16 protein-coding genes are annotated in these 19,326 nt (G+C 68.6%); 1 reads left to right on the top strand and 15 read right to left on the bottom strand.

The window, feature by feature from the left end:
- Window positions 1-7: 7 nt before the first annotated feature.
- The 6 genes from LXT21_RS39120 to tssB are packed head-to-tail and all read right to left on the bottom strand — an operon-like array spanning window position 8 to window position 5,959.
- Window positions 8-1,645, bottom strand: a complete 1,638-nt coding sequence (locus LXT21_RS39120) for a hypothetical protein (protein WP_254043345.1) — start codon at window positions 1,643-1,645, stop codon at window positions 8-10.
- Window position 1,646: 1 nt separating this feature from the next.
- A complete protein-coding gene (gene tssE, locus LXT21_RS39115) occupies window positions 1,647-2,018 on the bottom strand; it encodes a type VI secretion system baseplate subunit TssE (RefSeq protein WP_254043344.1) in 372 nt (123 codons plus the stop codon).
- Between the two features lies 1 nt (window position 2,019).
- Window positions 2,020-3,273 (bottom strand): type VI secretion system baseplate subunit TssK, encoded by a 1,254-nt coding sequence (gene tssK / locus LXT21_RS39110; protein WP_254043343.1) that lies wholly within the window; start codon window positions 3,271-3,273, stop codon window positions 2,020-2,022.
- 30 nt (window positions 3,274-3,303) lie between these two features.
- Entirely contained in the window at window positions 3,304-3,873 is a 570-nt protein-coding gene (locus LXT21_RS39105; RefSeq protein WP_254043342.1) for a hypothetical protein, read from the bottom strand.
- 27 nt (window positions 3,874-3,900) lie between these two features.
- On the bottom strand, window positions 3,901-5,394 hold the full coding sequence (tssC, locus tag LXT21_RS39100; RefSeq protein ID WP_254043341.1) for a type VI secretion system contractile sheath large subunit: 1,494 nt from the start codon (window positions 5,392-5,394) through the stop codon (window positions 3,901-3,903).
- A 31-nt stretch (window positions 5,395-5,425) separates the two neighbouring features.
- A complete protein-coding gene (tssB, locus tag LXT21_RS39095; RefSeq protein ID WP_254043340.1) occupies window positions 5,426-5,959 on the bottom strand; it encodes a type VI secretion system contractile sheath small subunit in 534 nt (177 codons plus the stop codon).
- A 181-nt stretch (window positions 5,960-6,140) separates the two neighbouring features.
- Here tssB and LXT21_RS39090 point away from each other — a divergent pair, with 181 nt between their 5' ends.
- On the top strand, window positions 6,141-7,928 hold the full coding sequence (locus tag LXT21_RS39090) for a hypothetical protein (protein ID WP_254043339.1): 1,788 nt from the start codon (window positions 6,141-6,143) through the stop codon (window positions 7,926-7,928).
- Here LXT21_RS39090 and LXT21_RS39085 read toward each other — a convergent pair.
- The 9 genes from LXT21_RS39085 to LXT21_RS39045 form a co-directional block, all read right to left on the bottom strand.
- Window positions 7,925-8,842, bottom strand: coding sequence for a type VI secretion system baseplate subunit TssG (locus tag LXT21_RS39085; RefSeq protein WP_254043338.1), 918 nt, complete (start codon window positions 8,840-8,842; stop codon window positions 7,925-7,927). The genes LXT21_RS39090 and LXT21_RS39085 overlap by 4 nt on opposite strands.
- Window positions 8,839-9,876 carry a type VI secretion system protein IglI family protein gene (locus LXT21_RS39080; RefSeq protein WP_254043337.1) on the bottom strand — a complete coding sequence of 346 codons (1,038 nt, stop codon included), beginning with the start codon at window positions 9,874-9,876 and terminating at the stop codon, window positions 8,839-8,841. Before LXT21_RS39080 ends, LXT21_RS39085 begins: the two co-directional genes overlap by 4 nt.
- Window positions 9,869-10,255 (bottom strand): DUF4280 domain-containing protein, encoded by a 387-nt coding sequence (locus LXT21_RS39075; RefSeq protein WP_254043336.1) that lies wholly within the window; start codon window positions 10,253-10,255, stop codon window positions 9,869-9,871. Before LXT21_RS39075 ends, LXT21_RS39080 begins: the two co-directional genes overlap by 8 nt.
- Window positions 10,256-10,259: 4 nt before the next feature.
- On the bottom strand, window positions 10,260-11,942 hold the full coding sequence (locus LXT21_RS39070; protein WP_254043335.1) for an AMP-binding protein: 1,683 nt from the start codon (window positions 11,940-11,942) through the stop codon (window positions 10,260-10,262).
- Complete coding sequence (locus LXT21_RS39065; RefSeq protein WP_254043334.1) at window positions 11,939-13,294, bottom strand: OmpA family protein; 1,356 nt, start codon at window positions 13,292-13,294, stop codon at window positions 11,939-11,941. The genes LXT21_RS39070 and LXT21_RS39065 overlap by 4 nt, the downstream gene beginning before the upstream one ends.
- A gap of 960 nt (window positions 13,295-14,254) precedes the next feature.
- Window positions 14,255-14,722, bottom strand: coding sequence for an NUDIX hydrolase (locus tag LXT21_RS39060; protein WP_254043333.1), 468 nt, complete (start codon window positions 14,720-14,722; stop codon window positions 14,255-14,257).
- On the bottom strand, window positions 14,719-15,894 hold the full coding sequence (locus tag LXT21_RS39055) for a DUF2380 domain-containing protein (protein WP_323395571.1): 1,176 nt from the start codon (window positions 15,892-15,894) through the stop codon (window positions 14,719-14,721). The genes LXT21_RS39060 and LXT21_RS39055 overlap by 4 nt, the downstream gene beginning before the upstream one ends.
- A gap of 352 nt (window positions 15,895-16,246) precedes the next feature.
- On the bottom strand, window positions 16,247-17,596 hold the full coding sequence (locus tag LXT21_RS39050; protein ID WP_254043331.1) for a hypothetical protein: 1,350 nt from the start codon (window positions 17,594-17,596) through the stop codon (window positions 16,247-16,249).
- A gap of 121 nt (window positions 17,597-17,717) precedes the next feature.
- The gene (locus LXT21_RS39045) at window positions 17,718-19,007 is read right to left on the bottom strand and encodes a serine/threonine protein kinase (protein ID WP_254043330.1); all 1,290 of its coding nucleotides are present in this window, start codon (window positions 19,005-19,007) and stop codon (window positions 17,718-17,720) included.
- Window positions 19,008-19,326 lie beyond the last annotated feature (319 nt).

The raw sequence follows: 19,326 nt of genomic DNA, 5'->3' as shown, positions 1-19,326 counted from the left end.
CGGGCTCCTAGCCTTGCTCTTCCTTGACCTGGATTCGCAGCGCGCCCTCGCGCAGGCGGATGACGCCCGTGTCCTTCTCGTGCGAGCGACGCAAGACGAGCACGGGCTTGTCGTCCTCGTACGACTGCTGGAGGGCAGCGCCGCTGGTGGGCGTCTTCCCCATGAGCAACTGCACGCCCTGGCTCTCCTGAGGCAGCCTCGCGCCGGCGCGCCAGTCCAGGAAGCGCTTGACCCACGCCTTCTGGAAGTCGAGCGCCACCAGCACCCGCTCGTCCTTGTAGGCGGGGAAGTAGAAGTGGCCCGGCTGGAGGTTGGGGTTGAAGGGCGCGCTCACCACCTGGTCGTCCCAGACGGGGAGCTTGACGTGGTAGCAGTCCATCGCGGTCTTCTCCTCGGTGTAGACCTGCCACGTCTCGTGCTTCTTCTCGCCGACCTCGCTCACCAGCACGCCCTCCACGTGGCGCGGGTAGCGCGGCGGGGTGTACGCGGGCAGGTCGACGTGCGGCTCGTCCAGGTGCTCCAGTCGGGTGCTCATCTCGAACGCGAAGCGGCCATCGGCGCCGTCGAGGGGTGCATCGAGGTCCTGCTCCAGCGAGCGTCCGCTCAGGCGCAGGGAGCGGACACGGAAGGTGTCCCGGGCCGCCACGCTGGCCGGGTTCCAGCCCTTGGCGGCAGAGAGCTTCACGAGGGCGCCCGGCGCGAAGGCGTCCGCGGGCATGCGCCGCCACGTCAGGTCCAGCATCCACCCTCGCGGCTTCAGCCGGAGCTGCTCCTGGTCCACCCGCGCCTGCACCACGTCGGCCAGGGGCGTGCACAGGAGCACGTCCTGGCGCAGGCCCGTCACCGCCCGCGCGTGGGTCAATGACTGGCGCTGGGGGCGCTCGGCCACGGCGTTGATGACGGTGGCGCCATGGCGGAGGACCTCGGGCAGGAGGACCTCCACCGAGGCCACGTCGGAGGACTCCAGCTCCATGGGCTTGCCCGATGCGGGCTTCGCGCCGCGCAGGGTGTAGCCGCCCGTCGGCGCGTCGTAGGTGAGTACGCCGTGGTGACGGTCCAGGTACCACAGCAAGAAGTCGTGGAAGCTCGCGCCCGCCTCTCGCTCCAGACCGAGGAACAGCAGCGGGTGGGTGACGCCGAGCACCGCGTCCCAGTCGTAGCTCAGGTGCAGCTGGTCGCCCTTGTGGTCCTCGAGGACGTCCTTGAAGGTCTTCTGCGTGTACAGCGCGCAGGGGTGATGCTGGCGCCACAGCAGGCGCGCCGCGTCGATGAAGCGCACGGTGTAGCGGCGGTGCAGGAGGGGCGAGCTCCTCGCGGGCTCGGCCGACAGCTCCACCAGCTCCTTGGACGACACCAGCGCCACGAGCTTCAGGGGCGTGGTGCGCTGCGCGGGCCGCGTGTCCGTGTGGACGGCGCGCAGCTCCAGCGACACCTCTCCCAGGTCCGACCGGAGGAACGCGGGCAGGAGGGTGTCCTTCTTCGCGCCGCTCGCGGGGGGTGGGTCCGCGAGGATGAACTCCACCCGACCCTCCACGCCCCAGCCGTGCAGCTCCAGGTCGAAGGCGCGGATGTTCCCGGGAGCGATGACGTGGGCCTCTCCGCCGAGGGTGAGGGTCAGCCAGACGGCGAGCCGGTCCTCGTGCATGTCAGTCCTTCCTCTCCAGCCGCACGCGGCTGCTCACGGTGTCGAAGCGCAGGTCCAGTCGGACGGGGGCGCCTCCCAAGAGGCCCGTCACCTCGAAGTGCAGGTGCAGCGCGCCATCCTGTCCGCGCGGCGTCACCTCCACGTCGCGCAGCCGGGGCTCGTACCAGGCCACCTGTTGTCTCAAGGTCTGCGTGAGGAAGGGGACCAGCTCCTGGCCGCCTCGGTCCGCGGTGGGGTCTCCCAGCCCGAAGCCGCGCTGGAAGGCGCCGTGGCCCTCGCGCGTGTTGAGCACGGCCTCCAGGTTGCGCAGCACGGGGGCCAGCGCATCCGCGGTGGGGCCGCTGAAGCGGTCGAGGAACGGGCGGCGCGCCATGTCAGGTCCTCCGCCAGTAGAGGAAGACCTGGGCGCCCTCGAGCGGCGGCGTCACCGACAGCGCCACCGCGTCCTCGCGCAGGGCGGCCCGCCACTCCTCGCCGTCGGTCGCGAGCTGGTACCAGTCGATGTCCGCGTCGAACGCATGCGGGAAGGCGGGGTAGGGGACGTGGCGGAGCGTGAGCCCCTTGAGGGCCAGCCGCTTCACCAGGGACAGCCGCAGCGGGCTCGCGAGCTTCACGCCCTCCAGGCTCCGAGGCATGTCACGCGCCTGACGCCGCACCAGCAGATAGAAGTCGTCCGGGAGGGGCTCCTGCTGGGGGAGGCCCGACAGGAGGAAGCGTCCGTCGCGACAGTCGAACGCCTGGAACGAGCGCTGGCTCGTGCTCGGGCGCAGGCCGCGCTCCAGCAGCGTCATCCACCGCCACAGGCCCGGGCCGGGCTCGTCGTGCCGGTAGGCGGGCAGCTCCTCTTCCGGCTCACACTCCAGATAGCAGCACAGCTCCAGGTAGAGCTGGCGCAGCGCCGTGAAGAGGTGGTGGGTGGGCAGGTGGAGCCCCTGGCGCATGTCCTCGCGCAGGCCCTGGACGGCGCGCACCTGGCACAAGGCCCGGCGGGTGTCGGAGCGCCTGTCTCCGCGCACGAAGTTGTCGCGGAGGGCGGTGCGCAGCTGGCCGCGCGCCTGGTCCAGCAGCGCGTCCAGGTGGGCGAACAACTCCGTCAGGAACGGGTGGGGGCCCGTGCGAGAGAGGGGCGGGAGCTGGACGCGCGACAGCTCCCATTGGCCGTGCTCGTTCCTGGCCAGCTCCGCGAGCGCGAGCGTGCCGCGCGCCCCCTCCGTCGCCGGGTCCACGGAGAGCCGCAGGACGTGCAGCGCCCGGTGGAGCGAGGGCGGGTCCTCCGCATACAGCGGGCTGCGCTCGGCGCCGTGCTGCTCGTGCATCAGGTGCAGGTACACGGTGAGGCGTGAGCGGCCCGTCTCCTCCAACGAGAAGGGCGCCACCGTGGCGTTGCCGGGCACCTGCACCAGGTGTCCCCCGGGCATGAGGGCGGTCAGCGAGCCGAGGACGAAGAGGCCCTCGGCCAGCCGGGCCGTATCGAGCTCGAGCGCTCCAATGCCAGACAGCGGGACACCCGTGAGCTCCGCGGTGAGCCGTGCCTCGGCCGAGAGGATTTCGTCCTGGGTCCGGAAGTGCTCGGGCAGGAGCAGCTGCCCGGCCTGCCAGCGGATGCGGGCGATTCTGGGAGGAGTCATGGCGTGCGCGGGCTCGAAGGGGGCGGGCGTCTACCCGTTCTTGGAGCCCCACTTCTTCTCGACCTTCATCTGCGGCGCGCTGGCGATCGTCACCTGCTGTGGCTTGGGCTGCGGCTTGACGGCGAGCTGGAAGGTGAAGTTCGGGGGCGAGCTGACCAGCTCCGACGCATCGTCGGAGACTCGCAGCGTCAGCACCTCGTTGTCCTTCGCCACCACTCCGGCGAGCTTGTCCTTGTGGAAGCAGGACTTGAAGTAGGTCTTGTCCTGCGCGTCGTACTGATAGACGGCGAAGCTGAAGACCACCTCGGTGTTCGTCAGGTCGCCCAACAGCAGCATGGCGAGCGTCTGGCGGTTCTGGAGGGAGAGCTGACCCAGCAGCTGAATCGGGTCCGTGATGCCCGTGTCCCAATTGAACTTGCTGAGCACGGCGACGACCTTGAGGTCCTTGGTGGGCTGCTCCGGATTCTTGATGCTCTCCAGGTCCGCCTTCAGCTCCTTGCCTCCCACCTTCATGGAGAGCACGACGCCGATATGGGATTGCTTGTCCTTCTTGAAGTTGAACGCGTGGTACACGTCCAGCGTGCGGCTGAATCGAATCATGACGCTCTCGGGTTGAGGGGAAGGGGGCTAGCCGAGCCGCGACTCGAGCTGGAGCTCGACGTCGAGACCCTCGAACTGGATGTGGGGGAGGACGGAGACCTTGCAGTCGTACCAGCCAATCTCGCCCGGGCGCCTGGTCACCTGGACCTGGGCGGCCTTGAACGGGAAGCGGCGCAGCGTGAGGTCATCCGGGTTGCTGACCGCCGTCACGTAGTCCATCAGCCAGTGGTTGATCTGCTGGTGGATGTAGACGTCATCCGCGGAGCTGCCGATGTTGTCGCGCATGATGCTCTTGATGTAGTGCGCGAGCCGGGTGACGGAGAACGTGTACGCCAGGTTGGTGACGAGCTGCGCGTTCTCCGAGTCCTTGGGGTCCTTGTATCGTTTGGCGCGCTTGATGGACGGGGTGCTGAAGAACGTCGCCTCGGCCTCGTTCTTCCGGTACACCAACGGCATGAAGCCGTGGCGGACGAACTCGTACTCCCGGAAGTCTGGGATGCACATCTCCACCGGCATCCGCAGCTCCTGCTGACCGCGCAGGGAGAAGGTGTCCACTGGCAGGCCCTGGACGCGCCCGCCGCCCTTGGGGCCGCGGATGGACTGACACCAGCCGGACAGCTCGAAGGCCTTCGCCACGTTGCGGCCGAACAGGATGGCGGCGTTGCCCCAGAGGTACTTGCTGGAGTCGCCGTGCGCCTCCTCGGTGAAGTTGAGCACCTCGCACGGGGAGGTGACGGGGTTGTAGGGCAGCCGGACGACGTAGCGCGGCAGCGCCAGGCTGATGTACGCCCCGGACTCGCTCTCCCGCAGCTCTGCCCACTTGCCGTAGCGCGGGTGGTTGAGCACGCCATCCAGGCTCTTGAGTGACTCGAGCTGCTCGATGTTCTCGCAATCGAAGAACTTGTGGCTCGCGGACGCGACGAAGGGACAGTGCGCGGCGTTGGCCACCCAGCTCATGCGCTCCAGCCATTGGAGGTCCGGCCGGGACGCGGTGAACTCATACAGCCCCAGCATCACCCCGAAGGGCCGCCCGCCGTACTGGTCGTACTCCTGGGTGTAGACCTTGGAGAAGAGCGAGCTGGAGAAGATGCTGCTCGCGTTCTTCTCGAAGTCCTGGGCCAGCTCCTGCTTGGCCACGTCCAGCACGTCCAGGGTGATGTTGGCCTGGAAGTTGGTGGTGTTGACCAGGTCCTCCACGCCGCGCCAGGTGGACTCGGCCTGCTGGAAGGTCTCGTGGTGGAGGATTTCGTTCACCTGGGCCTGGATGACCTCGTCCAGGCGGGCCACGGCGCTCATCACCTGGCCCTTGTCGAAGCGGGGCCGGCTGTCCTCGTCCTCGAGCGGCTTGACGTTGTGGAGCAGCGCCGCCAGCGCGGAGAGGAACCGGCTGTCGGTGGAGATTTCGCTCTCCTGGAGCGAGGTGGGGACCAGCCCCGTGCCAATCATCGGCTCGGCGGACGTGGGGGGGGAGCCCAGCCCCCGACTCTTGAAGAGCTCTTGCAGGTAGTTTTTCTCGGCCATGTGGTGTGCCCTGGAGGTGAGAGGGGTGGGGTCAGGCGCTCTTCGTGTCACCCGGCGGCAGGCGCAGGTGCTCGAAGCCCTTGAGGGACTCGCTCTCCAGCAGGCGCTGGATGTCTTCGGGACGCGAGTACAGCTCGGAGAGCGTGCGCCAGAGCTCCTTGCGGTTGTCGATGTCCGCCTGCATCTCCAGCAGGAGCTTGCGCATCAACAGCAGGGCCTTGAGCTTGGGCACGTGCTGGACGAACTCGTCCGGGTGGAAGGACTTCATCCGCTCCAGGGGGAGCTTCACGTCGAGCGTGCCCTCTGCGTTGGGGGAGGTCCGGTCCGGAACCTGGAACTGGAGGGACATGCCCATGTCCTTCATCACGTCATCCAGGCCGCCCGGCTTCACGGAGCGCAGCTTGCGCTCGTCCAGGTCCACCTGCCGGTCCTTCGACGAGCCGAGCGAGAGGTCCGCGAGGACGAGCATGCGGAAGGGCAGGTCGACCTCCTCCTCCTGGCCGTTGATGGTGGTGCGGTAGGTGAGGGTGATGCGTGACGTGGGTAGGGTGTCTTGGATGGACACGGGGGCAGCTCCTCCAGAGCACAGGTGAGGCCTGGTGACGCAGCAATCTGGAGGACGCGGCCGAGCCGCGCTGTGAAGGAATTCATAGGCGGAGTGTGAGTCTTTTCACAGCACGCCCCCGCGAGCGCCAGGAGAGTGGCGGAGGCCGGGACGCGCGTCGCGTCGGGTGATCGAAGGTGACATGTTTTGTACCAATGCGCACTGTCCGGGGCGCAAGGCCTCGGGCTCCGTCCAGGACCAGGACGGCGCTGACTGTCTTCATTGCAAGAAGCCGTTGTCCGACCCGAAGGACGCCCTTCGGGGGCTCGAAGCCGCGCTGAAGAACCTGGAGGGCTACGAGATACAGCTCGAGGCGGGGATGGCGAGCGGTGACGGCCTCGCCGAAAGGGTGCTTGGCTCGAACGGGCGGGTCTCGGACGCGTTGATGGCCTTCGCGAGAGCGGCCATCCAGGAGGAACTCAAGGAGGAGCGGAGTTACATCCAGGAGTGTCGCGAGTCCTTGAAGGCTCAGCTGGCGTGGCACAAGCAATCCTCGCGGGTTCCGTTCCAGGAGGCGTTGAAGACGCTCAGAGCCGAGGTCGCCTCGAAAGCCGCGAGGGAGGCCACGGACTCGGTGAAGGCGTTGGCCCGGAGGGAGTATCACGCCGCCATTCGACTGATGTTGATGAGTCGGGGCTTCATCGTGGCTCCCGAGGACACGGCGTTGGGGGCGGTGTTCCCGCGGAATGAGTGGCTTCGGGATATGGTGTCGGAGAGTCAGTTCCTGGCGAGCGCGAAGTCCATCTCCGATGGGTTGATGACGCGCTACGCGTTGCTGGGAGACGCGCAGTTCTCGCTGAATCGTCTCCTGAGCTTCGGGACGGACACCCTGCGCGACTTCCATCACACGGTGGGGTGCATCTGTGTGTCCTGGACTCGCCATCAAGGGGAGTCTGGGCCTGTCTACGTGCCGGTCCTGGGTGTCTCCAGTGTCTCCAAGGCCGACCCCGATGCGGAGTACTTCGGGCGATACGGTCGACACCTGGGCCTTCCGAACTTCGAGCGGTGCGCGCCGCTTCCCGACTTCGAGGAGCGCGGTTACAACAGCAGCGCTGCGTACACTCGTGGGGTGGCCGAGATCCGGGAGAAGCACACCGGGACGGGACCTGAGCTGGGCGTGAAGATGAGGCAGTTCGCCGAGGATGCCAGGGAGGCACACAGAATCGAGCTTCCCAAGCAGCGAGTCGCCCACGCGTTGAATTTCAACTACGAGACGATGATCCACAGGACCAACCTCGCCGCGCTGGGCTACCGCGCGCGCACGCTGCTGAAGCTGAGGCGGCCCGCGCGCCAGGCGTTGATGAGCTATGTGTCGTTCGCGGAGGTCGGCAGCATCGGCGTCAAGGAGACCTCCATGGAGACACCCCAGGTCGCCCCCGGCGTGGACTTGTCCCTGGCACACTGGCACTCGCTGAACTGCGCGGAGCCAGCGGCGCTCATGACGGCGTCGTCGTACTTCTGTGAGGGCGCGGATGTGCTGGTGTGCTTTCCATACGAGGGGATCAATGACGTGGGGGATTTCTGCAACCGGCCGAAGGAGACGTGTCCCTGGTGCGCCGCCGTCGAGCTTGGCTTCCGCAGCGTCAGTCCGAATCCCAATGGCCCGGCCTCCGGCATCAAGAGCGGGGACTGGTCGACGCAGTACACCCTGCCGCTTCGCGATGAGCCCTCCTCCACGCTCTCCACGGGGGCGGACTTCGATGCCTTCAGCTCCGAGAACGAGGTCATGCGCGCGACGCTGAAGACGCTGGCCGGGCTCGAGTCCTTGGGGTTGGTGAAGAACAACGACATGAAGTCAGCGGCCTACAGCTCCGTGGTGCAGACCAAGATTGGACGGGTGCGCTCGATGTATTACCTGCTGGGCCTCCTGGACCGCGAGGTCGTGGCCCTGGACCGCCCGATGTTCCGCTACGCCGAAGGGGTGTTCTAGGCCCGTCGCATCCGGGCGGCGGGGGACGCTTCGCGCGACTTCGCCGCCACACCCGGAACCGGTGGGGTACCCCGGAACAGCAGGTGCCGTGCGAGGGACGGCTCGACCTCCATCAGCGGGGTATGCCCCAGGTAGCTGTCTTGCTGGAGCCGCGCGGGGCCCGGCGGCTCTCTCAAGACCATCCAGACGCCCAGCGGAGCCGACGTCCGCGCCAGGAGCGGCAGGACTCCCTGGGACAGCCTGCGCGGCGCCTCCAAAGCCCACGGGATGCCCGTGCCGCAATGGCAATCATCAAAGACGAGCGTGATCTCCACGCCGCCCGTGGGCACCGAGGCGAACCCTCCCATCGCCGTCGTGTCCCCCAGTCGTGTGGCGCTCACCTGGGCGCCGCGAGTCTCGAGCCTCCGCGGATACACCTCCCTGCGCACCGACACCTCGGCTTCCGGGTAGGCGCGCGAGAACAGCCAGTGGAGGGTGCTCGGGCTGGTGAGGTTCATCAGGCTCAAGCGGCTCCGGGTGGCGGCCTCCCAGCCGGGCAGCAGCGTGGAATCCCGCTCGGGATGGAGCCCCGCGAACCGGGCTCGGAGCAGCGCGTGGTCGAAGTAGCCGAGGAGCCGCTCCATCCGCTCGGTCTCCGCCGGGTCCAGGTGCTCCACCTGTCGCAACAGGAACATGGGCAGCGGCGACTGCACCCCGAGCAGCCCCAGATTCACCGTGAGGATGACGCGGCGGCGCGGCACGTCGAGGAACTGGATGTCGTCCACCAGGTGGCCCTGGTGCGCCAGCGTGCGGTGGCTGCGGTACTCAATCGCGTCCTCGCCATAGCCCGCGGCGGCGAGCAGCGACAGCAATGCGGGGATGTCGAAGTCGCGGATGCGCTCGCGGATGCGCTGCTCGAGCCGAGGGCTGTTCATGGCCTGTCCCCCGTGCTGGACGAGCCGCGCACGAAGGCCTCCAGGTCCGTCCGATAGAGCTGCTCGAGGACGCGCCCACCCAGGGACCTGGCGCCCTGGAGCCGGGGCTCGAGGTGCTCGGCGTGCTCGCTCATGCCCGCGAGGAATGGGGAGAAGAGCGAGGGCAGATAGGTGAGCGGGTCGAAGTGTTCGATGACGTGGAGCACATCCGTGGCGACCACGCTTGCGCGTGTGTAGTCCTGGCGCTTCACCAGTTGCTCGAAGGCAGCCAGCTTCCGCAGCAACTGCTCGAACGCGGGTGAAGGCGCGGGCGGGGATGACCGCGGCTCGCGTTCCGGAGGGGCCACGGTGGGCTCGGGGATGCGCACCTCGTCCGGGGCTGTGGGGGCCGCGCGCGCTTCTGTCGTCACGGCCACCTCGACAGGGTCGGCGCGAGTCTCCGGTGGGGGCTCGACCGGCCGGGGGAAGCGCTCGCGATTCTCGGTCAGCCAGCCCACCACCTGGACCAGCCTGCTCGCGCCGCCTTTCGCGTTCAGCCGCTGTTCGAGCAGCGCGACCAGCGCGCGGGCCTGCTCGAGCGCCTCCTGGATGTGCGGCTCCGTGCACGTCGAGCACCAGCGCTCCCACACGTCGTCCTGGGCCCGTCCATGGAAGTCCAGGTGTCGGTGCAGGGACCTGAACAACCACAGCAGGCCGCTGTCGGCCAGGAGGGCCTTGTTGTCCTCGGGCCCGAGCCGCTCCCAGCCTCGCGTGAAGACGTCGTGCAGCGTGGAGAGCAGCGCGGGCAGGGCCGAGACCCCATGCGACAGGAAGGCACCGAAGACATACGGGCCCACCAGCCGCACGTCCCGAACGCCTTCGCGCAGCAACGCCTCGGAGGTCCGCGCCGCCTCGTCATGGGCGCCGCGAGCCATCATCGCGATGACCCTCTCGACGCGCGTCTCCCGCTGCTCGTCCGCCAGGGAGGACGGAGGGCCGGAGCCCGCATCCAACACGGAGTCCAGCGCGCGGAGCGCCGCCGCGTGCTCAGCCATCCTGCACCACCGTCTGCCCGGGCTTCTCGACCTGGATGACGCCCCCCCATTGGCACTTGCATTTGGACCCACTGTCCAGCGCCGGTTGGTTGCCGATGAGCACCTTGGGACAGCCAGGGGCCCAGGGCGCCAGCGTCACGGGGAAGCAGGGTGCGGGGGTGGGCTTCCCCATCGCCAACGCGGTGGCCAGCATCACCAGGGGGTTGGTCGGCGACTGGCACGCGCCGAAGGGCAGGATGTTCAAGAAGGGCTTGTTGTCGAGGATGTTGGCGGCGGGCATGCCCGCGAGCACCTTGTTCACCGGGAGCACCCACAGGGGTGACGCCGCCTTGCCGAAGCTGCAGCGGAGACTGGCGCCCATGACGACCTGGTCCGCCATCGGGTCAGCTCCTTGGATTCAGTGGGGCGAGTGGCCGCAGTCGGCCGCGCAACGCGGTGAGGGTCTGGAACAAGGGGTCGGTGGCCTTTCGATGGAGCGAGCCCGTCAGGTACTGCGTGTGACACCACGCCGGATCCACCCGGTCGTCCCGGAGCCTCGGGTACAGGGGGAAGATCTCGACCCGGTCGGGGAGGTGCTCGGGGCCCAGGCGCTGCTCGAGCCGTCGGCGCACCTCCGCGAGCAACGGAGCTGTCTGCCTCGGCGCCTCGCCGGTGAAGACGAGCAGCACCCGACATGGTGCCCCCGTCGGGCCGCCCGTGGGGAGGACGAGCAGCGACGTGGAGACGGGCGGCTCCAGGTCATCCAATGCGTCCGTCACCTCGTCGGTGGGGATGACGTGTCCATCGCGTCGCGCGTCGCGGGAGCCCGCGTGGAGGTACTGCTGGCGGACTCGAGAGAGGACGAGGTGGCCCGGAGGCCGTCCCTCCTCGGGCAACAGCGTGAACAGGCCCACGTCCGTGGGGGCTGGCTGGCCGCTGCGGTGGAGGTCCTTGAGCGCCCACCGGCGGCCGGGCGCGGGCGCGGCCTCGGCGTGGACGTCGCCCACGCGGCGAGGTGAGCAGAGCACCGCGCCTCCCGCCGTCGAGTCCACCAGGACGTTGGCGCAGGGGGCCGAGGACAACCCGCATTGCTGCACCCACGCCTTCCAGCGCTCGCCGTCGAGCGGCGTCTCGGGGTCGCGGAACCAGCCCTCCACGTTCGCCAGCGGGGTCCGCGTGCGCAGCATCAGGTCCCTCAGCGCTGGGGTGACGCCGAGCGCGCGCACGGGATGTTCCGTCAGCAGCGCTGGGCGCGCCTCCAGGTCCGACGGCTCCAGGTGGAGGAAGGTGGCGCCGCGCAGCAGCGTCGAGAAGACGAGCGCGGGCAGGTGCTGAAGCGGGTGGAGTCCAGGCGCGGCCAGCTGGTCTCCGGGGGCCAGCGCGAAGGTGAGCAACCCATCCACCAGCGCGCCCAGCCACGCGTCCGCGGCCTTGAGGGGCACGGGTCGCCACGAGGGGTCCGCCAGTGGGGAGAAGAGCAGGCCCACGGGCTCATCGGGCTTGTAGCTGTGCGAGGTGGCCGTCGGAGTCGAGGCTTCGATGAGCGGCAACAGACTTCGGGCGTGGGTGCCCAGGAGCGGAGTCTGGTGAGGCTCGGCCACCACGTGCTCCGGCGCGAGCGCGTCGAGTCGGCGCGAGACGAAGCGTGTGCCCGTGGGCGGCAGGAGGCTGACGCGGGCGCCCAGGCACAGGGCGGCGCAGAGGCTCACCCACAGCTCGGGGCCTGGATGGAGCAGCAGGCACACGCGCGCGCCGGGCCTGACGCCTCGCTGCTCCCACGTCGTGGCCCGTCGCGTGGCCTGCTCGTGCAGCCGCCGATAGCTCAGCGTCCTCCACCCGTGGGGGCGCTCGTACGTGCGCAGCGCGATGAGGTTCGTGGTGGCGTGACGGCCCACCAGGTCGTGGAAGAAGTCATGGTGCTGGCCCACGCGGCTCTTGAGGGGCGCGCCTCGGCCCACGTGCGCGGAGGCCAGCGCCGCGGTGAAAGCGGCTGGCTCGGTCCAGCTTCGGTGGAGCCACTCAGGGAGGTCCTCGGAGGGCGCGGCCTGCTCGACGTGATGGAGGATGGCGTGGAGGTCGAAGGTCATGGTGACTCCTCGACGCGAGGCGCGGACCCGCTCGAGACGCGCACCTCGACCCGCCGCGCGTGTGCGCGCTCCTCGGGCTCGGTGGACGTGCGCGCGTCGGCGATGCGCACGCGGATGTGCGCCATGGACACTCCCCGGTCCGCGAGGTATCGCGCGACGGACTGGGCCCTGCGCAGTGGCAACAACGGGTCCGAGAGCTCCGCGGCCTCCTGGCCCACGTGTCCCTCCAACTGGATGACGAGCGCACCGGAGAGGCGGCTCACGTGCTGGGCCACGGCGCGCAGTGGCCCCAGGTCGCCGGACAGCTCGGCGTGTCCCGGCTCGAAGAGGACCGCGGCCTGGAGGACAGGGGGTGTGCTCGCGGGGGACCCGGTGGGGAGCAGCTCCCGGGTGGGGACGGGCTCCACGCTCGGGGAAAGGACCGTCTCCAAGGTGTCGGGCGTATCGTGCTCGAGGCGGAGCGCAGGAAATGCTTCCACGAGCCGCTCCAGGCGGGCGGGGGGCTCCGAGCGGAAGGTGAGGCCCACGAGGGCGCGAGCGGCGGGGGTGCCCGGGGTGTTGCCGAGTCCAGGGCCCACCAGCGCGCTCAGCTCCCAGCTCGTGGCGACGGGCACCCGGACTCCCGCCAGCGCTTCGATGGACGGCTGGCGGGCGTCGCTGGCGAAGGCGCTTCGGAGGCTGAGCTCACCGCGCCAGCCCCGTCGGGCCAGTGCGACGCCCGCCCCGAGACGCAGCTCGGGCACCTGCTTCGACGAGGTGGCGCCGATGCGGGGATGCGCGGAGCGCAGCAGAACGCCCGCGTCGAAGGAGGGATGGAGTGGCCCCCAGCTCCAGCCCGCCGCCGCGCGGGCATGGGCTCGCAGCGCCGGGTCGCGCGACAGGGCCGCGCTGCTGCCCACGGGGAGCCCCACACCCAGGTCCACCGAGAGGTCCACGGGGTGCTCCCGACGCCGTGACAGCAAGCCGAGCCGCGCCTGGAGCACGGGGGTTCCGAGCCCCCGTGCGCTCACGGCGGGAAGCGCCAGGGCGCTGACGTCCGCGCCTCGCTGCCAGAGCACCGCGGGCACCTGCGCGCCGACCTCGAGCCACGGCAACACGCCATGGCTGCCCGCCAGCAGCAGGGAGGTGCGATGGCGGACCCGGGCCAGCTGACTCGCTCCGTTGCGCACCACGAGCGGCTGGAGTTGGTAGTGGCCGAACAGCCCCACGTTCCACGCGGAGGGCGCGAGCAGCTCGCCGCTGCCGACCTGGAGCGTGCCCCGGCCGGTGTTGAGCTCCATTCGCTCCAGCTCGAAGCTGGCCCCGGGGACCTGTGCCCCGGCCGTCGAGCCCGACAGGAGGAGCGCCACCACGGCGCCTCGTCGCGAAGTGGGGAGGGGCATGGGGCGCACTGTGCTGACGCGGCCCCAGGGGAGCTGTGAGCGGCTTCACGAGGTACTTGTGATGAGCTTCACAGCCTCGGTGGATGGCGCGGCGGTCCAGACACGCGCCCGGTCCATTCACCATCTCCCGCGCCGGACGTCATCGGGAGATGGTGTTGATGCGCGTCATCGGTCTGTTTGACATCCAGCGGGCCATGGCGGCGAGCAGGCGCACCTCGTCGTCACGGGCCTTCTATCTCGCGTACAACGGCACGGGGCGGCTGGCGGCGCTCCATTCCGACGCCTCGCGTTCCGCGGTGCCCCTCGTCCGCTATCGCTACGTCGACGGTCGACTGACGGAGGTCACCGACGGCGCCGGCTTCACGAGCGCCTATGCGTATGACTCCGCGGGGCGGATGGTCCGCGAGGTGACTCGCACCGGCGCGGTGTGGACGTTCACGTTCGACGGCACTCCGACGAGCGCAGCACTCGTTTCGAATACGACGCGGGAGGGTTGTTGCTGCGCGCCGTCTGTCCGGATGGCTCCATCTTCGTCTACCGCCGCTTCGGGTGCAGCCGACGGTTCACCCAGTTCAGTCATGGCGCCCAGGTGCTCCGCTACCAGTGGAGCCAGGTGCCCTCGCTGCTGACCGAAGTCATCAATGCCGCTGGCGAACGATACTCCTTTGAATACGACGAGGACGGCCGCTTGTCCCGGGAAGTCACCGCCCATGACACCTGCTACGAATACGAACGCGACGGGCGTCTCTCGGTGATGGCCGTGGGTGGGCAGCAAATCCACTTCGAGCGGGATGGGTTGGGTCGGGAGACCTCCCGCGCGCTCCTGGTGGTGCACGCGCTGTCCCCCAGGTGCCGCCTCGAACCACGCCGGAGGGGCACACTGGGGCACACGGTGGCTCCGTCACTGACTCGAAGGACTACCAGCTCCGTTCAGGCTTCGTCGTCCGGCAGGAGCGTCCGTAGAAGCTCGTCGTCGGGTCCGAGTGGGCGCCATCCAGCTGAAGGTGGATTTGCAAGGAGCGCGTCTCCGACCCGCCGAGCGCGCTCCTTGTGTGTCTCCGGAGAATAGGCAGACCACGAGCCAAGGGCCTTGGCCACCTTGAATCGGTTTGCATCATCCATCACGGTGGGCCAACCGCTGGGGAGACTCTGCGACAGGAGACGCACAAGGACATCGCGGGTAAACCGCGTGACCTTCTTGGTCCTTTCCGCCTCTGCCAGCATACCGCTCAAGATCTGCACGGCAGCAACGTCGTGGCCAAGCTCGTCGGCCAGCACATGCAACGGAACGGCCGGGCGCGAATCGGCAAAGGCGGTCAGTGAGTCGAAACCTCGCTCGCGGACCCGTTCGTATAGGCGTGCCTTGATGTCGCCCCGCCAAGCTTCTCCGCCGCTCATCGTCCTCTCCCGGAAGTGAAGTTCATCGGGATCCTGTAGTCCGTCATGCGCTCCGCGACGATGTCCAGTACCTCATTCCGCGTCAACATCCGGCCAGCCTTCGCTTCGGCGTCTCGGAGGGCCTCCATGATCATCCGACTCCACTCTCCGGGCCACATGCGCCCCAGCTTCCAGTTCCCCCCTCCGTGAATCGCCTCGTGGTGGGACTTCTCCAAGCGGACACAGAACTGGTCGATGTCCATGTCGCCCTTGAAGCCGCGCTGCTCGAACCACTCGCGATGCTCCTTCGGCATGACATGGTGCCTTGGCGCCTCGGACATGCCCGCCCCAGCTCTACCTGTCACCCGCATACCGCGCACCTCGGGACTGTCCCCCAGCGCTTCTCGCACGCCTTCGGGCAAGTCCTGGTGCGCCTGGGCCATCATCACCTGCCCACCGTGGATGCGGACCGCCGCGCTCACGACGGGAAGCGAGATGACGCCCGCCTGCACCAGCCTTCGCATCATCTCCACCCACTCAGCGGAGACGACGAGCTGGGAGCCCGCCATGACGCCGCCTGAACTCATGACGAGTCCCACGCCGAGCGTCGCAGGGGCGGACGGTGGAAGCCTGGGCATCCCCAACTTCAGCGTGGAAATCATGGCGAGCATCTCCAACACCTGCGCCGCCACCATGACCTTGCCCCCGGTCTCCATGGCGGCCTTGGCATCCGCGTGCATCATGTTGAACTCGCGCGTCAGCTTCCCCATCAGCTCGGGCATCGCGAGTGCCGCCGCCTCCACTCGCTCGGGGTCGCGAGAAGCGAGGTCCGCGAGCGTGGGCTCCATCAAGCCCTGAACGCGGTGGAGGTCCACGAACAGCTTCTCGTCGCCGCACATCGGGCATTCGCGCAGCAGGACGTCGGAGAGCTGGAGGAAGTCCACCCAGGTGGCGAACAGCAGGGCACCGAACATCGCGGACTGGAGCCGTGGGCCCGCCATGCGAAGGAGGGCCAACTCCATCTCCGAGTCCTCCACCTCCGACGCGCCCCCCGCCAGCATCGTCGCGCTTCCGAGGGCGCCGCGAATCCACGCCACTTCATGGGTGCCGTGGTCGAGATAGCGAGTGAACGCTCCCCCACTGAGAGCCCTGCCACTGAACACGGGAGCGCTCTTCGCGAGTTTGGAGAACATGGCTTCGGACTCCTTCAGCGAGTCCTTCACCTCGTCGAGGGAGTCAAGGAAGGCTTGCCGCGCCGAGGCGGCTTGCGGGCCTCTGCCTCCGACAGCTCCAGATGCGGTGCCAGGTGCTGCCTTCGTTGCCGCACCTCGTGGCCCGACATGACGGAAGAGGCGCTGCCCAGCCCCAGAGCCCGCGAGGGAGTACGGAGGGGAGCCGGAGGCATGAGGACCTTCGTCACTCAGCACGTCCTCCCGCTCGGGAGAGGTCCCCCCGCGAGGCGTGTAGCTCAGCGTTCCGCCCCGCCCGGGAGCCTGCGGCACCGACGCGCATCCCGTGGCAAGCAACACGAGCAGGAGCAGTGCGTTAGCGCGCATTGTCCACCCCCAGGCCCACCGAGGCGAAGGCCCCGGGTCGCAGCGTCCCGTCAGCCGTAGGGAACAGCAGCGTGCCGCCCGTCCCCATCGCGTAGAGCTTCCCGCCGAGGAACCTCCAGCGAACCTCCGCCGCCCCCAGGTAGCGAGCCCCGGGCTTCCCAGTTCCAACGGCGAGCCCCTTTACCGCGACTTCCAAGGCGCGCGCGAAGAGCTGCACCGCCGCGCGACCGTCCACGTCGACGCGCCCCCAGGAGAAGGCTTCCGCGCCCACCGAGAGGCGCAGGTGCTTGTAGGGCCCTCCGTAACTGACTGCATCCCACTCCACGAGGGCTTCCGCGAATGCGGAGTAGCCGTCCGGGAAGTGCGCATCCGCGAGCGGCACGCCATTGGAGCCAGCCGACTGGAAGCGTGCCAGCTCGTAGTCCGCGCCGAAGAAGCCTTGCCGGAAGCCGCCATGCTGGCGCCTCGCCTCCAACCGCAGGCGCAGGTTGAATCTCTCGGAGAGGGAGTCCACCCCGCCCCCCACGACAGCACCCCAAGCGCCGCCCTGTCCGGGACGACCACCCCACCCGGCATTCACGTAAGCCTCCATGCCGGGCCGCACGACCACCACCGCCATGGCGTCCAGGTGGGCCAGCGTCATCGACGGCGCTGCCCCTCCCGCTCGCCCCCAGTCATGGACGGCGGACACGGCCAGCGTGTACCGGCCCCGCTGCTTGGGCTGCCCGAAGAGGAGGTGCTCCATGTCCAGGGAGAACTCCGCTCCCAACAACCGCGTGCCGAGTACATCCGAGGCGAACGCTTCCGTGTAGAGCGGGCCCAACGTGCCGGTGAAGATGCCTCCGGCCGGGTGGTAGTTCGGATTGGTCCGGTTGGAGTAGCGACGGACCAGATGACCCGAGAGGAGCCTGTGTTCCTCCAGCGGGCCAAACCAGATTCCGAGCGGCGCGTTATCCGAACCCAACAGGAGCCCGCGAACGAGCTGCCCCCAATCCGAGAGCGAGTCCCAGTCCTCGCGACGCACGAGGGCCCTGCCGTCATTCCCACCCCAAAGACGAAAGCGCACGGGCGCCCCAAGGTTGACGCCGAACTCGGGGCCACCATCGATGATGAACGTGGGCTCCACCTGCACGAAACCCTCGTCGTCCCCCGCGCCAGCGCGAGGCAACAGCGCGAGCGACGTGGCTTCCACGCGCGTCAGGTAGTGCCACTTGCGTGCGGGTGGTGCAGTCGGGGCGGTGGATGATTCTTCCTGCGGGGCGGGCGGCTCCGAGGCCCCTCCCAGCGTCGGCAACAGCAACAGCAGCAGCGCGGCCAGACAGCTTCGCTTCCTGTGCATACACGCCTCCTGTGCGTACCCCGGAATGAGGCACGAAGAACACACGTCTCCCGGTCGGCTGGAGCGACTCGCGCCGCGCCGGTGGTGAATCCACGGTGGTGAGGGGAAAGAGGTGCCGCCGCTACGCGCTCGGCTGCTTCGTCAACGTGCGACGGCGCGGATCTGCACCGGGCTCCGTTGGCACTTCATCGGGGGCGCGCGACGACGTGCGCGGCGTGCCCCGAGGCGAGACAGAATCCGTGGTGGGCTCGGAGCGGCGCCACACCTCGGTAACAGGGGGTGTGATGCCACCTTCGTCGCTCGGCAACTCGAAGTCCCAGAGTCCCTCGCTGGCCTCCCCGAGCGCGTGCTGGGCCTCCTGCAATGCCTCCGCGCGCGTGTACCCGCCCAGCCGCGCCAACTGCGCACGAAAGACAAGCTCCACCTCCGCCGCTGTCCCGAAGCGCTCGGCGGGGTTGCGGCACAGCAACGTGTGGAGGATGTCCCGGAGCGGCACCGAGAGCCCTTGCGCCGCATGCTCGACATCCTCGGAGCCGTAGGCCATGGCGCACCAGATGGCATCCTCAGCGACCGCGGGCAGTTCCGTCACCACGGAGGCCACGGAAGCCGCGAGCGCGCGTTCTCGTTCCTCCTTCGACAGCCGTGCCTCCACTTCTTCAACGCGGACATGTCCCGGGTCGTAGAGGTGTCGGCCCGTAGCGAACTCCAGCAACGTCAGCCCCAGGGAGAACAGGTCCGCTCGCGCGTCCACCACATCGCCCAGCAACACCTCGGGCGCCGAGTAGAGGACCTCACCTCGGGGACGCGGCAGGGACGTGGCCAACCGGCCCGAAAGGCGAGAGAGCGCCACGCCAAAGTCCGTCAGTCGCACCACGCCGTGTGGCCCCAGGCGGATGCGTGCGGGATTCACGTCCCGGTTGACGATGCCGAGCGAGAAGCCCGCGTCATCCGTGCAGGCATGCGCGTAGGACAGGGCCGCCGCGACCTCCGCGCCCACGTAGAGGATGAACGCCTCGGAGAAGTAGCGGCCACGCGCCTGGGCAACGGCCAACAGGGTGTTGAGCGACAGCCCTTCCACGTTCTCCATCGCCACGCATAGGCCCATCCCCGACTCGAAGAGGCCATGGACGCGCGCAATGCTCGGGTGGCGAAGGTACTGGGCGAGCCGCACCTCTTCTTCCAGCCGGGCTCGCGTGTGCTGGTGGCTCTCGGTCGCGTCCGCCACCTTCGGCAGGGGCAGGCACTTGAGCATCACGCATTCTCCGAGGCCCTTGGGCGTGCGGGTCCGCGCGAGAAGGATTCGCTCTCCGACGCGCCCCTCTCCCAAGTCCCGGAAGAACTCGTAGGAGGTGTCGCCGTGGGTGAATAGGACAGCGCTCCCGGCGGGCCGAGAGTCAGACGGATTGGACATGGGCAGGAAGCTCCGAGTGCCCGCGCGACAGGGATTCGCGCAAAGGCAGACTCAAGGTACTGCCAGCCCTTCCAGACCTGAACGACCTGACAGGTCTAAAAAGATGGAATTATCCTTTGCCCGGAGTGAACCCGAGAGGCTCATTTTGCAAAGGCCCTTTACGCTCTCAGAGGGGAACTAAACCAACGATCGTCATCGGCGTGATCTTTGGAGGGGGCAGCCGAGCGAGGGCTCGAATGTAGGACATGCCCGCAGAGGGGAGAAAGATCGGGCCTTCTCAGACCTAAAGCGCTGTGCCCACGCGCGGCGCGTGGAGGTC

Source organism: Myxococcus guangdongensis (genome assembly GCF_024198255.1).
Classification (GTDB): Bacteria; Myxococcota; Myxococcia; order Myxococcales; family Myxococcaceae; genus Myxococcus; species Myxococcus guangdongensis.
Note: the sequence above shows the minus strand (reverse complement) of the source record. Positions and strands in the feature narration are given on the sequence as shown.

Bases quoted from the DNA above. Each gene is read 5' to 3' on its own strand.
- LXT21_RS39120 (WP_254043345.1), bottom strand. From the start codon at position 1,645: ATGCACGAGGACCGGCTCGCCGTCTGGCTGACCCTCACCCTCGGCGGA.
- tssE (WP_254043344.1), bottom strand. From the start codon at position 2,018: ATGGCGCGCCGCCCGTTCCTCGACCGCTTCAGCGGCCCCACCGCGGAT.
- tssK (WP_254043343.1), bottom strand. From the start codon at position 3,273: ATGACTCCTCCCAGAATCGCCCGCATCCGCTGGCAGGCCGGGCAGCTG.
- LXT21_RS39105 (WP_254043342.1), bottom strand. From the start codon at position 3,873: ATGATTCGATTCAGCCGCACGCTGGACGTGTACCACGCGTTCAACTTC.
- tssC (WP_254043341.1), bottom strand. From the start codon at position 5,394: ATGGCCGAGAAAAACTACCTGCAAGAGCTCTTCAAGAGTCGGGGGCTG.
- LXT21_RS39090 (WP_254043339.1), top strand. From the start codon at position 6,141: ATGTTTTGTACCAATGCGCACTGTCCGGGGCGCAAGGCCTCGGGCTCC.
- LXT21_RS39085 (WP_254043338.1), bottom strand. From the start codon at position 8,842: ATGAACAGCCCTCGGCTCGAGCAGCGCATCCGCGAGCGCATCCGCGAC.
- LXT21_RS39080 (WP_254043337.1), bottom strand. From the start codon at position 9,876: ATGGCTGAGCACGCGGCGGCGCTCCGCGCGCTGGACTCCGTGTTGGAT.
- LXT21_RS39075 (WP_254043336.1), bottom strand. From the start codon at position 10,255: ATGGCGGACCAGGTCGTCATGGGCGCCAGTCTCCGCTGCAGCTTCGGC.
- LXT21_RS39070 (WP_254043335.1), bottom strand. From the start codon at position 11,942: ATGACCTTCGACCTCCACGCCATCCTCCATCACGTCGAGCAGGCCGCG.
- LXT21_RS39060 (WP_254043333.1), bottom strand. From the start codon at position 14,722: ATGAGCGGCGGAGAAGCTTGGCGGGGCGACATCAAGGCACGCCTATAC.
- LXT21_RS39055 (WP_323395571.1), bottom strand. From the start codon at position 15,894: ATGTTCTCCAAACTCGCGAAGAGCGCTCCCGTGTTCAGTGGCAGGGCT.
- LXT21_RS39050 (WP_254043331.1), bottom strand. From the start codon at position 17,596: ATGCACAGGAAGCGAAGCTGTCTGGCCGCGCTGCTGCTGTTGCTGTTG.
- LXT21_RS39045 (WP_254043330.1), bottom strand. From the start codon at position 19,007: ATGTCCAATCCGTCTGACTCTCGGCCCGCCGGGAGCGCTGTCCTATTC.